Source organism: Streptomyces sp. NBC_01320, from assembly GCF_035974375.1.
Taxonomy (GTDB): domain Bacteria; phylum Actinomycetota; class Actinomycetes; order Streptomycetales; family Streptomycetaceae; genus Streptomyces; species Streptomyces yanii.
On record NZ_CP108390.1, the window covers coordinates 11,447,542 to 11,460,554 of the forward strand.

Annotated in this window: 12 protein-coding genes and 1 pseudogene; 10 read left to right on the top strand and 3 right to left on the bottom strand. The window is 69.8% G+C overall.

What is annotated here, in order from left to right; genetic code table 11:
• Window positions 1-16 precede the first annotated feature (16 nt).
• From OG395_RS52810 to thpR, 8 genes are all read left to right on the top strand, one after another.
• Window positions 17-1,405, top strand: a complete 1,389-nt coding sequence (locus OG395_RS52810) for an MBL fold metallo-hydrolase (protein WP_327241402.1) — start codon at window positions 17-19, stop codon at window positions 1,403-1,405.
• Window positions 1,406-1,532: 127 nt separating this feature from the next.
• Window positions 1,533-2,117: a rhodanese-like domain-containing protein gene (locus tag OG395_RS52815; RefSeq protein WP_327241401.1), complete on the top strand. Its 585-nt coding sequence runs from the start codon at window positions 1,533-1,535 to the stop codon at window positions 2,115-2,117.
• Window positions 2,114-3,052 (top strand): sulfite exporter TauE/SafE family protein, encoded by a 939-nt coding sequence (locus tag OG395_RS52820; protein WP_327241400.1) that lies wholly within the window; start codon window positions 2,114-2,116, stop codon window positions 3,050-3,052. The genes OG395_RS52815 and OG395_RS52820 overlap by 4 nt, the downstream gene beginning before the upstream one ends.
• Before the next feature lie 54 nt (window positions 3,053-3,106).
• A complete protein-coding gene (locus tag OG395_RS52825; RefSeq protein WP_327241399.1) occupies window positions 3,107-3,373 on the top strand; it encodes a metal-sensitive transcriptional regulator in 267 nt (88 codons plus the stop codon).
• Between the two features lie 573 nt (window positions 3,374-3,946).
• Window positions 3,947-4,093, top strand: a complete 147-nt coding sequence (locus OG395_RS52830; RefSeq protein WP_327241398.1) for a hypothetical protein — start codon at window positions 3,947-3,949, stop codon at window positions 4,091-4,093.
• A 323-nt stretch (window positions 4,094-4,416) separates the two neighbouring features.
• Entirely contained in the window at window positions 4,417-5,781 is a 1,365-nt protein-coding gene (locus OG395_RS52835; protein WP_327241397.1) for an MFS transporter, read from the top strand.
• Window positions 5,782-5,813: 32 nt separating this feature from the next.
• Window positions 5,814-6,419, top strand: a complete 606-nt coding sequence (locus tag OG395_RS52840; RefSeq protein ID WP_327241396.1) for a TetR/AcrR family transcriptional regulator — start codon at window positions 5,814-5,816, stop codon at window positions 6,417-6,419.
• A gap of 92 nt (window positions 6,420-6,511) precedes the next feature.
• On the top strand, window positions 6,512-7,108 hold the full coding sequence (thpR, locus tag OG395_RS52845; protein ID WP_327241395.1) for an RNA 2',3'-cyclic phosphodiesterase: 597 nt from the start codon (window positions 6,512-6,514) through the stop codon (window positions 7,106-7,108).
• A gap of 373 nt (window positions 7,109-7,481) precedes the next feature.
• On the opposite strand, the gene OG395_RS52850 is transcribed toward thpR, so the two are convergent.
• Window positions 7,482-9,062, bottom strand: coding sequence for an alpha/beta hydrolase (locus OG395_RS52850; protein WP_327241394.1), 1,581 nt, complete (start codon window positions 9,060-9,062; stop codon window positions 7,482-7,484).
• Window positions 9,063-9,518: 456 nt separating this feature from the next.
• Here OG395_RS52850 and OG395_RS52855 point away from each other — a divergent pair.
• Together OG395_RS52855 and OG395_RS52860 are read left to right on the top strand one after the other, a co-directional pair.
• Window positions 9,519-9,853, top strand: a pseudogene (locus OG395_RS52855) (RNA-guided endonuclease InsQ/TnpB family protein); the annotation flags it as partial.
• A 184-nt stretch (window positions 9,854-10,037) separates the two neighbouring features.
• Window positions 10,038-11,354, top strand: coding sequence for an IS4 family transposase (locus OG395_RS52860; protein WP_327241393.1), 1,317 nt, complete (start codon window positions 10,038-10,040; stop codon window positions 11,352-11,354).
• Between the two features lie 17 nt (window positions 11,355-11,371).
• Here the strand turns inward: OG395_RS52860 and OG395_RS52865 are convergent, their stop codons facing one another.
• Both OG395_RS52865 and OG395_RS52870 read right to left on the bottom strand, forming a co-directional pair.
• Window positions 11,372-11,599, bottom strand: coding sequence for a hypothetical protein (locus OG395_RS52865; protein ID WP_327241392.1), 228 nt, complete (start codon window positions 11,597-11,599; stop codon window positions 11,372-11,374).
• 91 nt (window positions 11,600-11,690) lie between these two features.
• On the bottom strand, window positions 11,691-12,857 hold the full coding sequence (locus OG395_RS52870) for a permease (protein ID WP_327241391.1): 1,167 nt from the start codon (window positions 12,855-12,857) through the stop codon (window positions 11,691-11,693).
• Between the last annotated feature and the right edge of the window lie 156 nt (window positions 12,858-13,013).

Consider the following 13,013-nt stretch of genomic DNA (forward strand, 5'->3'; position numbering starts at 1 on the left):
AAACGAAGGGTTTGCCGTGTTCTTCAGCCAGTACTACCTCGACTGCCTCTCCCAGGCGTCGTACATGATCGCCGACGAGACGACGGGGCAGGCCGTGGTCGTGGACCCGCGCCGGGACGTCTCGGAGTACCTCGCCGACGCCGAGGCCCGCGGATTCACCGTGGTCGGGGTGATCAACACCCACTTCCACGCCGACTTCGTCGCCGGGCATTTGGAGATGGCCGACCGCACGGGGGCCTGGATCGGCTACGGTCACCGCGCCGAGACCGAGTACCCCATCCGCAAGCTCGCCGAAGGCGACCGCGTCAGCCTGGGCGACGTCACCCTGGAGATCTTGGAGACGCCCGGGCATACGCCGGAGTCGATCAGCGTGCTGGTCTACGAGCACGCCGACGACACGGTTGCCCACGGGGTGCTGACCGGTGACGCGCTGTTCATCGGGGACGTCGGCCGCCCGGACCTGCTCGCCTCCGTGGGGGTGACCGCGGATGAACTCGGCGCGATGCTCCACGACAGCGTCCAGAACAAGCTGATGGCCCTGCCCGACGAGGTCCGCGTCTTCCCCGCCCACGGGGCCGGATCGGCCTGCGGCAAGAACCTCTCCACCGAGAAGCAGTCCACCATCGGCGAGCAGCGCGCCACCAACTACGCCTGCGCCCCCATGACCGAGGCCGAGTTCGTCGCCCTGGTCACCGCCGGCCAGGCCGCGGCGCCCGGCTACTTCGCCTACGACGCCGAGCTGAACCGCAAGGCGCGCCCGCTGTACGACCGGGTTGCCGCTCCTCGGCCGCTGCGGCTGGAGGAATTCGCCGAGCTGCGGAAGGGCGGCGCGGTCGTGGTCGACGCCCGATCGCCGCAGGAGTTCGCCTCCGGTCACCTGCGCGGTGCCGTCAACGTGCCGGCCGAGGGCCGGTTCGCCGAGCAGGCGGGCACCGTCCTCGATCCTTCCGGCGAACTTCTCGTCATCGCGCCGGAGAACCGGGAGGAGGAGGTCGTCACCCGCCTGGCCCGGATCGGTTTCGACCACGTGGCGGGCTACCTGCGCAACCCCGAGGACGCCTTCACGGAGACGGCCGAGGAGGTCACCCCCGCGAGCCGACTCACGGCCGCGCAGCTGCGGGCCGCCCTGGCGGGAGACAACCCGCCGCTGATCGTGGACGTCCGCACCTGCGGCGAACGCGAGGCGAACGGATTCGTCGACGGTGCCGCACACATCGCCCTGAGTGAACTGCCAACCCGCCTGGACGAGATCCCCACCGACCGGCCCCTCGTCCTGCACTGCGCGGGCGGCCACCGCTCCTCGATCGCCGCGAGCCTGCTGCGCCACCGCGGCTTCACCGACGTCTCCGACATCCTCGGCGGCTACGCCGCCTGGGCCCTGTCCGCCGAACCCGCCAACGCCTGACCGCTTCCCTTCCACAGCATCCCGGCATACCCGCGGGGGAGGGGCGCCCCCCCCCCCCCGCGGGCCGCCCCGGGCCCCTCACTCACCCACATATACCCCCCAGGGTATTTTTCGATTGGATCCCTTCATGACCGAGAACGCCGCCCAGACCTCGTCGATCGCCCCGGCCGTCCTCCACCGGCTGGTCGAGGAAGACCGTGCACCTCGCGTCCTGGACGTGCGCACGCCGGGCGAGTTCCGCACAGTTCACATCCCCGGCGCCTACAACGTGCCCCTCGACACCCTGCGCGAGCACCGGGCCGAGCTGCTGACCCACCTCGACGAGGACGTCGTACTCGTCTGCCGCTCGGGAGCCCGCGCCGCCCAGGCGGAACAGGCACTCGCCGAAGCCGGCCTGCCGAACCTCCGCGTCCTTCAGGGCGGCATGAACGCCTGGGAGATGACGGGCGCACCCGCGAACCGCGGCGCCGACCGGTGGGACATGGAGCGTCAGGTCCGGCTCGTCGCCGGTTCGATCGTGCTGGCCACCGGCCTGGTAGGCGTCTTCGTCCCCGGCGCGCACCTGATCGGTACGGCGGTCGGCGCCGGCCTGACGTACGCGGCCCTCAGCAACTCCTGCGCCATGGGCGTCCTGCTGTCCAAGCTCCCCTACAACAAGGGGCCGCGCGTCGACATCCGTACCGTCATCACGGAACTGCGGGGCAAGCCGTGACCGCCCTCGTCGTCGCGGCGTCCCTGTTCGTCGGCGTCAGCCTCGGCATCCTCGGCGGCGGCGGTTCGATCCTGACCGTGCCGATCCTTGTGTACCTCGCCGGACAGGACACCAAGGAAGCCATCGCCACCTCCCTGTTCGTCGTCGGCGTCACCAGTCTGGCCGCCCTGGTCCCCCACGCCCGCGCCCACCGGGTGCGATGGAGGACCGGCCTCCTCTTCGGCGCTTTCAGCATGGTCGGCGCGTACGGCGGAGGGCGTGTCGCCGAGTACATCCCCGGCACCGTGCTCCTCGTCGCCTTCGCCCTGATGATGCTCGCCACGGCGGCGGCCATGCTCCGAAAGCCCCGCCGGCAGGACAGGCCCAAGCCGCAGCGCCTCGACCTGCCGCTGAAGCACATCGCCGTCGAAGGCCTGATCGTGGGCGCCGTCACGGGCCTGGTGGGTTCCGGCGGCGGATTCCTCGTCGTGCCCGCGCTCGCGATCCTCGGCGGACTGCCCATGGGCATCGCGGTCGGCACATCCCTGCTGGTCATCGTCATGAAGTCCTTCGCAGGCCTGGCCGGGCACCTCTCGGGCGTGCAGATCGACTGGGGCCTCGCGCTGGCCATCACCGCCGCGGCCGTCGCCGGCAGCGTCCTCGGCGCCCGGTTCGCCGGACGCATCCCCCAGGACACCCTGCGCAAGGCCTTCGGATGGTTCGTCGTCGTCATGGGCCTCTTCGTCCTCGGCCAGCAGCTCGACACGGCTGTTTGGACCCATCCCGCCACCTGGACCGGGATCGGCACCGCGCTGCTCGCCGTCGCCGCCGCGCGCGTGCGGCGGGACCTGCGGACACGGCATCGCTCGCACGACTCGCAACTGCCGGCGCCGCCGGACGTGCGAGGTCGGCCGGAGCCGAAGGCACGCCGTCGTGCGACCGCGGGAAAGCCTTGACGTATACCCCTTGGGGTATTATGGAAGCTCGGGTTCGGGCGAAGGAGGACTCCCGTGCAGGTGGAAGAAGGGGCCGTGGGGCCCGTCCTGAACCGGCTGCGGCGCGCACAGGGGCAGCTGGCCGGCGTCATCGCGATGATCGAGGCCGGACGCGACTGCAAGGACGTCGTCACTCAGCTCGCCGCCGTCTCCCGGGCACTGGACCGGGCCGGCTTCAAGATCGTGGCCGGCGGGATGCGACAGTGCCTCGCCGAGAGCGCCGCCGACGCACCTCCCCTGTCGGAAGAGGAACTCGAAAAGCTCTTCCTCGCCCTGGCCTGACCAGCGGTGGGCCGGCCGCGCCACACGGCGCGCCGTGACACCGGGGGTGCGGCGGACGCGGCGGCGAGGCGGGTTGTGGTGTCGCCGAGGCGGGCCGGTAGTTCGTCGGGTTGCAGGTCCAGGGCGGCGACTGGTGGTTCCTGTCCGTCGTGTCACCCGGCCCGCGGGTGGTGGTGCTCGTTGAACTGCCGGCGGCATGACGGCACACACGAAGGCCTCCGTGTGCGGTGGAGACCGGACATCTCCACCGCACCGGAGGCCTTCGTCATGAGTGTCAACACCACTCGTGCAATACACCCAGGTGCTGTGTCAGGTGACGTCAGCGCAGGCCGAAGGCCCGGGTGATCGTCTGCGAGACGCTGTTGCCGGCAGCGTCCCGGGCAGTGACCCGGAGGGTGACGAAGCCGGCGGACTTCGGCGCGTGCAGGGCCGTTCGCCATCCGCTGCCGTCCCGGTCCAGCCCGGGCCGCTGCCAGGTCGCTCCGTCGTCATACGAGATGGCGAGGGAAGGCTTCCCGATCGCGGCTGTCGTGCCGGGCAGGGCAGGTGGGAGGCGGCCACCGTCAGCTGGGCGTGCCGGTTCGCCCGGACACCAAAACCCGCCTGATCATCCGACGCGGCTTCGGCTTCCACACCGCCGACGCCATCATCGCCCTCGTCATGCTCACCCTCGCAGGCGACGGCCCCACACTGCCAGGCCGCCAACCCGCCCCAGGATGACCCACACATACGGCAGGAGAGCCGCAAAAGGGCCGGTGTGCCGCCGCCCGGGCTCGCGGCGTCGTTGGCCCCGCCCCACGCACGCGGCGTCTCGCGGCGTCGCCCAAGGCCGGCGGCCCGCTCGCCGGGTGCCCCGGGGCTCGGGCCCGTCCCGTCCACCGACACCTCCTGCGGCCGCAAAGAGGGGAGTGTGAACAAAAGGATCAGACCGCTCGGTAGAGCCGCGTGACCTGAGGAATGAACCTTCTGCTTGACCAGATCAGACAGATCTGTCTAGTCTTTTTCCTGTACTAGACAGACCTGTCTAAACCTGAGGGTGACCCATGAGTCTGACACCGACTGCGCGCTACGCCGCCCGTGCGAACAGCCCCGTACGACGGTCTCCTGCGTACGCCGCCCACCGGCGACGACGGGGCCCGGGAACCGTTGCCTCCCTTGCCCTGCTCGCCTCGATCGTCGTGTCGCTGCTGGCCGCATCCAGCGCCCCGACCCCGCTCTACGCGATCTACCAGCAGCGCTGGGGCTTCTCGCCGATCACCACCACCACCGTCTTCGGCGTCTACGCGCTCGCTGTGCTGGTCTCGCTCCTGGTCCTCGGCAAGATCTCCGACCACGTCGGCCGCCGGCCGGTCCTGCTGGCGGCGCTGACCGGGCAGGCCGCGGCAATGGTCGTCTTCGCCACCGCCGGCGGGGTGGACGCACTGCTGGCCGCCCGTGTCGTCCAGGGCGTGGGCACCGGCGCCGCGCTCGGCGCGATCGGCGCCGGCATGCTCGACATCGACCCGCGCAGGGGAGGATTCCTGAACTCCTTCGCGCCCGCGGTGGGCACCGCCGGCGGCGCCCTGGTCTCCGGGCTGATCGTGCAGTACCTGCCCGTGCCCACCCGCCTCGTCTACTTCGTACTGCTCGGCATATTTGTCCTGCAGGCACTCGGTGTACTCGCTCTGCGCGAGACGGTGAGCCGCAAGCCGGGCGCGCTGGCCGGCATGGCCCCCGAGATCAAGCTGCCCAAGGCCGTCCGCACCCCGGTGGCGATCGCCGCCCCCGTACTGTTCGCGGTGTGGGCACTGGCCGGCTTCTACGGCGCGCTGGGCCCGGCCATCATCCGGACCCTGGTGCACTCCACCTCCGTCGTGTGGGGCGGGCTGCCGCTGTTCGTGCTCGCCGGTTCCGCGGGCCTGGCCGTCCTGGTGCTGCGCGGTACCTCGACGCGCACGGTGATGCTGCTCGGCGCCGGCGCACTCATTGCCGGTGTGGCGATCACCCTGGTGTCCATCGGCCCGGGCACCGGCGGCGCAGCCGCCGCGACCGGGTTCTTCGCGGGCAGCGCGATCGCCGGCTTCGGCTTCGGCAGCGGGTTCCAGGGCGGCATCCGGATGGTGATGCCGCACACGGAGCCGCACGAGCGGGCCGGCGTGCTGTCCCTGCTGTACGTGGTGTCCTACCTGGGCCTGGGCGTACCCGCAGTGATCGGCGGCGTGCTGGTCGTGCACGGAGGCGGGCTGCTGCAGACCGCCCGGGAGTACGGCAGCGCCGTCATCGTGCTGACGGCCGCTGCGCTGGTCGGCCTGCTGCTCAGCGGCCGCCGCGCGGAGCCGGTGGCAGCGCTCCGGACGGCAGCCGGTCCCATCTCCGAGGCCGCACCCGCACCACAGACCGCACGGGTGCCGCAAAGCGTCTCCGGCTAGAATAGACTGATCTGTCTGAAGGGGTGATCGTCATGGCGACCAGGACCGCAACGAAGCCGTCCGCACGGGAGCGCCTGCTCGAGGCCGCCAACGAGCTCTTCTACAGCGAGGGCGTGCAAACCGTCGGCATCGACCGCATCATCGAGCATGCCGGAGTCGCCAAGGCATCCCTCTACAACACCTTCGGGAACAAGGAAAGCCTGGTCTGCGCCTACCTGGAATCCCGCAAGACGCGCATCCAGGACCGGATCCTGCGGACCCTGACCCGCTTCAGGACCCCCCGCGAACGCCTGCTCGGCGTCTTCGACGCACAAGGCGAGTCTTTCACCGCCCCCCAGTACAACGGCTGCGCGTTCGTACGGGCCACCGCCGAGGCGCCGGACGACAGCTCGATCAGCCGCGCGGCCGACGACTACCGGGCCTGGGTGCGCGGCCTGTTCACCGAACTGGCCACCGAGGCCGGGTACGCCGACCCCGAGGGGCTGGCCCGCCAGCTGCACCTGCTCTACGACGGCGCCGCACTTTCCGCGCGGATGGACCGCGACCCGTCGGCCTCCACCACCGCCCGCGCCGCCGCGGCCGTCCTGCTCGACGCGGCGCCGCTCTCGGAGCCCGCGACCACCGGCCCGGAAAGCTGAAGACCCAGGGGGACCGTTCCCGCCCCCCGACCGCCGCCGGCCCACTGGGCCGGCGGCCGTGTCCACTGCCCCGATGCGGTACGAAGTCCGGTGTGAACGAACAGACTCAGCCCGCGACCGTTCGCGTGTTCATCGCCCTCGCCCCGCCCGATCACGCGAAAGAGGAACTGGCCCGGGAGCTGCGCCCCGCCTATGACACACACCCTCACATGCGGTGGAACCGCATTGAGGACTGGCACATCACCCTGGCGTTCCTCGGGGAGCTGCCGGCCGGGACAGTTCCGCTCCTGCGCCCGCCTCTCGCCGGCCTGGCAGCGGACCGCCAACCATTCTTTTTGGCACTGCGCGGCAGCGGAAACTTCGACGACCGGGTGCTGTGGAGCGGAATCGACGGAGACCTCGACGAGCTGCACAGGCTCGCCGCCGATGTGCGTACAGCGGTCAAGAGCTGCGGTGTCGCCTTCGAGGATCGGCCCCTGCGCCCACATCTGACATTGGCCCGTGCCCGCCGGGGAGACCGGTCCTCGGCAGGAGAAATCGCCGAAGGGTTCGCCGGATTCACCGGCCGCCGATGGCCTGCCGAACGCCTGCACCTGGTCGGCAGCAACGTCGGCCGTAGCCGTGGACCGATCCACTACCGCGACATCGAGGCTTGGCCCCTCGGCAACGGGAACTGCACTGGATCCTGAACGAACCAGCCAGGGCCGGCCAGCAGGCAGTACTCGACCTGCGACGAAATGATCGAGTGCGGCGCGTCGTCCGGAGCCGGGGCTCACCATTCCATCAGCGCGTCCCAGGGGGCCGGTGCCGGCGGGGATCGGTGGCAACAGTCCAGGTCCGTTGTCACGGGACACCTGCCGCATGCGGGTCGTGACCGACTTGTCCGGGCTCAGGCGGCCTGCGTCTGGCATCCCCGCCGGAGCTTGAGTGCGTGCCGCCGGAGCCTGAGCAGACCAGAGGTCCTCCGAGCTGATCCGGGTGGGTGCTTACGCGGTGGGGAGGTATGCCGTAGATGCATGCCTGCAGGGGAACGGGGCAAGCGCTCGTGCCCCAGGGGGCGTATTACCAGCACGTCGTGTCGTGCCTGGGGGGCGTGCCGTCGAGGAGGTACGTGTTGACGGCCCTGGTCGCGCAGCGGTTGTGGGGGTAGGACCCGTGGCCCTCGGCCCGCACTGTCAGCAGGACGCCGACCTCCTTGCCCAGTTCGCCCGCCATGCGCTTGGCGCCTGTGTACGGCGTCGTCGGGTCGCCGGTGTTGGCGACGACGAGGATCGGGGAAGCGCCGTCCGCACTGACGTCGGGGGTGACGCGCTCGCCTTTGAACGGCCAGTCGTAGCAGAGGTAGACGCCCGGGGACCATGCCTCGCCGAAGACGGGGGAGGCCGCCTCGGTCCGCTTGATCATTTCCTCGGCTCTGGTGAATCCGGGGCGCAGGCTGGAGTCGGCGCAGGTGATCGCGACGAAGGCGGACACGCCGTTGCCGCCCGAGGTCTCGCTGCGGGCGCTGCCGCCGGCCCAGGGCCGGACCCGGGCGCCTGGGGCGTGGTCGTACGCCCTCTGGAGCAGCTTGCTGCCGGTGCCCCGCTCCATGACCTCGCCGAGCGCCTTCACCAGCGGCCCCCAGCCTTCTTCGCCGAGGTCCAGGTAGTTCGCGATGGCGTGAGCGGCGAGATCTTTGTCGAGTTTCTCGCCGCCGTCGGTGGGGGCGGGCTCTTTCTCGAGCTTCGCCAGCACCTCGATGACGCGTTGGCCGGCCTGCCCGGGGTCGCTGCCTGTGGGGCAGTCGTCGTAAGTGCTCGCGCAGTGTTGCGCGAAGCGGTCGAAGGCGAGCTGGACGGCCTTGACCTGACTGAGGTTGTCCAGCAGGCGATCCTGCGTCGGGTCGACGGGGGCTTCGAGCACGAGTCTGCCCACGTTCTTCGGGAACAGGTGGGCGTAGACGCCACCCAGTTCGGTGCCGTAGGAGACGCCGAAGTAGTTCAGCTTCTCGTCACCAAGGAGATAGCGCATCAGGTCCAGATCGCGCGCCGTCTGCGAGGTGCCGACGTACGGCAGGAGCCCACCGGAGTGCTTCTCGCAGGCGTCGCTGCCCTCGAACTTCTTCTCCCCGCAGTTGACGGGGGCGGTCCTGCCGACACCTCGCGGATCGAAGCTGACCAGGTCGTAGCGCTCGCCCAGCGTGGCGTAGTCGCCCGCGTACTTGGGGAGCCCCATGACGCCGGACTGGCCGGGGCCTCCGAAGTTGAGGAGGAGCGACCCGATCCGCTTCCGCTCCCCTCCGGTGGTCCTTTTCCGGATCATGGCGACGTCGATCGTGCCGCGGCCGGGCCGCCGGTAGTCCAACGGCGCCTTCATCGTGGCGCACTCCCAGCCGTCGCCCGGGACGTCACCGTCACCCTGCGCCGCGGACGGTGCCGGGCAGGCCGACCAGTCGAGCCGCTGGCCGACGGTGAAGGCCGCGGGCAGTCCCGGTGGCGGGTTCGTCGCCCTGGCCTCGGCCCGGCGGGTCGCCTCACCGCCCTCGGCCGATGCGGACGGACCCGAGCCCGAGCCCTCGATGACATCGCACCCGGCCCCTGCGGCCACCACGACCACGATGGCGAGCAGGCCCGCGGCAGCGCGGCGGCGCAGAGCGGCGGACACCACAGCAAACCGCGAGCGACCACCGAACCTGTCCGGCCTCTTGCGGAAAGCCCGGGTCGAAGGCTCCGAGATCCGCGTACGCATCCGCAAGTCCCCCTGCCCCCGGCACACCAGAACGCCATACCGCTCAAGCTTCGACGGCACGAACCTACTGATCGTCAATGCTCGATGGCAATCGATCGGGCTTCGCCGGCACTGGACAACCACGGCTGGTCAGCACGATCGGCAGCGTCCGAGTCGACACCGAATTCGAGCAAGCAATCTCATACCGGTATGGGTGCGACCTGCTTCCCTGACGACTTGGTGCAGACGCAGCACGCCTGGAACGTGTCCCGCGTGAAAACTCGGGTTCGAGCCGCTGAGCTGGAGCATTTCTCTGCGGGAGCGGTGTCGGCCCGCGGATGATCGAGGTTCATGCGGTGGTCATGGATCTACTTGCTGACACGTAGGTCGCTGGAGCTTGCGGGCTTGCGGCTGCCGGGCAGCGCAGCCAAGGAGGCCGAGCTGCGCAGCATTGCCGACGCCGGATGGGGGTGTTCCTGACGATCCTGCACGCCAAGGCCGAAAGCGCCGGACGGGAAGTGATCGCCGTGGACCCCCGCAACACCTCCCGGACCTGCCCCGCATGCGGGCACGTCTCCAAGGAGAATTGGTTCACACAGGAGACCTTCCACTGTCAGTCGTGCGGCCACACGGCGCACGCCGACACAGTGGGAGCACTCAATGTTCTGCGGGCCGGGCTGGTCCGTCGCAACGCCCACACGGCTCAGCGAGAAGCCCCGTCCCTTTAGGGCAAGGCCGTGAAGTTATGACTCTGGGGGCGTTGGCAAGCGCGCTCTGATTTGCGGTGAGTCCTGACGTGAGAAGCGGAGCCCCGGTAGAACTGGCAGTCGACCAAGACAGCCGTTCACAGCACCGGAGGCTCCGCTGTCCGATCAGTGTGTCATCACGCGTGAAATCACGGTAGCCAAGGGCTTGTTCGCCCCCGGGCACCTGGGGGAACTCACCCAGATCGTCCCGTTCGAGATGGTCGATGCGGCCCTCACCGAGACCGGTGCCGTCCAGCAACGACTGCGGAAGATCCCCGCCCGGGTGGTGGTCTACCTGCTGCTGGCCGCAGCCCTGTTCGAGGACTGCGGCTACCTGGCCGTCTGGCGCAAGCTCACTGCCGCGCTGGAGGCGATACCGGTCGCGAAGGTCACCGGCACGGCGCTCTGGGACGCCCGGACCCGTCTCGGTGTCCGCCCCATGCGGGCCCTGTTCGACCGGCTGCGCGGGCCGGCCACAGCGATCCGTACCGTCGGCGCCCGTTTCAAGGGCTTACTGACCGTCGCGATCGACGGCACCTACCTCGACGTCCCCGACAGTCCGCTGCACCGGGCCCGCCTGGGCAAGGGCACCAACCAGTACGCGGCCTCCGGCTACCCGCAGATCTGCCTGACCGCGCTGGTGGCCTGCGGCACCCGGGCGGTCCTGGACGCCGCCTTCGGGCCCCGGTCCAGCGGCGAGACCGTCTACGGCAAGCGACTGACGCGCTCCCTTCACGCCGGAATGATCGTCCTGCTGGACCGGGGCTTCTCCAGCAATACGTTCCTGGCCGCTGTCGCCGCCACCGAGGCCGCCTTCCTGGCTCGTGTTTCGGCCGCCCGCAAGCCCCCGGTCCTGGCCCGCTTCGACGACGGCTCCTACCTCTCCCGCTTCGGCAGCACCGAGGTCCGCATCATCGAGTGCGAGATCACCATCACCACCAGCCAGGGCCGTCAGACCGGGCTCTACCGACTGGCCACCAACCTCCTTGACCACCACCGATACCCGGCATCCGACCTGGTCAGCCTGTATCACGAGCGATGGGAAGTGGAGTCCGCCTACTTCGCGATCAAGAAGTCGATGCTGGGCCGACGGGTCCTGCGCTCGAAGACCTGGGCCGGCATCGCCCAGGAGGTTTACTCCCTGCTGAGTGCCTACCAGGTCCTGCGGATCGCGATCGCCGACGCCACCGGGACCACACCCGGAGCGGACCCGGACCGGGGCAGTTTCAGCATCGCGCTCCGATGCGCCCGCGATCAGATCGTCCAGGCCGCGGGCATCATCGCCGACACCGTGATCGACCTCGTCGGAACGATCGGCCGAGCCGTCCTGGACCAACTCATGCCCACCCGCCGCCTCCGCGTCAGCCCCCGCACAGTGAAACGGCCCCTGTCCCGATACGCGTACAAAAGCCTCAGGGTCGACCGACGCACCTACACGGCCACCCTCAGCATCAACATCTTGCAACCACCGATCAGCCCATAACTTCACGGCCTTGCCCTTTAGGGCGGGGAGGAGTCACCTGGGCCGGAACCCACGGCAAGCTCGATTCGATCGCCGTCGAGGGCATCCTGCGCTTCGAGCGCCAGCTGCTCGACCACCTCCGCCACACCACACCCATCCTCGACACGCTGCGCGAGACGAACGTGCTGGACGACGACACCGCCACGGCGCTGGAGAAGGCCATCGACGCTTTCGTCCTCGAATTCCAGGCAGGACCGGTACGGCACGGGCGAGCGCCACTTGGAGTGGGAACTTTACGAACCAAGCCCGCGAAGACCGCCCCGCGCCAGCACCCGGAGCGGTCCGTACGGCCCTACGTCAGTGCTGCATGTGGTCGCCGTGGCCCCGACCGGTGTCGGGAGAGCCGCCCATCATGTGCAACATGGTCAGCCCGCCGGTCCGCAAGAACCGCACCAGGAGCACGGCTGCGAGGACGAGGAAGGCAATGTTGAGCCAGGTGGTGTAGTTCCAGCTGACGCCTTCCATGGGGACCTTCGCGTCGGCCTGGTCGGGGATCAGACCGAGGCCGCCGAAGGCGAACTCCACGATGTATCCCGCAATGACCATCGCGAGGTAGAAGGTGCCGAGGAGGAAGGCGGCCATCTTCGCGCCGTAGTACTTCCGGTAGATGTTGAGGATCGGCAGGATCAGCAGGTCGGCGAAGATGAACGCCACCACGCCGCCGAAGCTGATCCCTCCCTTCCACAGCACCACTGCCAGCGGCACATTCCCGATGGAGCACACGAACGAGGCGATCGCCACCAGCGGGCCGACGATGGGCCCCCACAGTTTGGCGGCGAGCGGGTGGCCGTCGAAGAAGAAGGTGCGCCAGAACGAGTCCGGGACCCAGGCGGCGATGGCGCCGGCGATGAGCAGACCGACGACCAGGTCGCGCAGGATCGCCGCCCATTCCATGACGAACACGTGGCTGGTGGCGGTGAAGCCCTCGCGGGAGAACAGGCGCCGGGTGAAGGTGCCGTTGCGCTGCACGGACATGTCCATCGCGGCATGGCCCTCCATCGACCCGGCAAGGCCCCGCTCGGCCTGTTCGCGGGCCTGGCGCAGGAGCCCCGTGCGCAGGAACAGCCGGAACAGGACGGCCAGCACAATGATCATGATGGGGCCGCCGGTGAACTCTGCGGCGGTGAACTGCCAGCCCATCAGCAGCGCCAGGATGACACCGAGCTCGACGACGAGGTTGGTGGAGGCGATCTCGAAGGCCATCGCGGCGGTGAAGTTCGCGCCCTTGCGGAACAGCGATCGGGCCAGCGCCACTGCGGCGTAGGAGCAGGACGAGGACGCCACGCCCAGGCCCGCGGAGACGGCGAGGGTGCGAGGCCGGTCGTCGCCGAGCAGAGAGACGATGGTGGACTTGCGGACCACGGCTTGGACGACGGCGGACAGGGCGAAACCCAGGATCAGGGCCCAGGTGATCTCCCAGGTCATGGACCCCGTGATCGACAGTGCGTGCAGTACGGCGTGCATCCGTGAAGCCTTCCCTCCAAGGTGCGGCGTACGGCCGGCGGACACGCCCAATGGCAGGCAGCCCTCCTGTCGGCCGGGGTGCGGGGCGCCGCCGCAGGGAGCGGCGGCGCCCCGCCGGGGTCAGCCGACGTGCAGGGTCAGGGCGGCGGTGTGGCG

What these genes read in the sequence shown, in the direction of transcription:
- OG395_RS52815 (WP_327241401.1), top strand. Translation starts at nt 1,533, where the DNA reads ATGACCGAGAACGCCGCCCAGACCTCGTCGATCGCCCCGGCCGTCCTC.
- OG395_RS52835 (WP_327241397.1), top strand. Translation starts at nt 4,417, where the DNA reads ATGAGTCTGACACCGACTGCGCGCTACGCCGCCCGTGCGAACAGCCCC.
- OG395_RS52870 (WP_327241391.1), bottom strand. Translation starts at nt 12,857, where the DNA reads ATGCACGCCGTACTGCACGCACTGTCGATCACGGGGTCCATGACCTGG.
- OG395_RS52840 (WP_327241396.1), top strand. Translation starts at nt 5,814, where the DNA reads ATGGCGACCAGGACCGCAACGAAGCCGTCCGCACGGGAGCGCCTGCTC.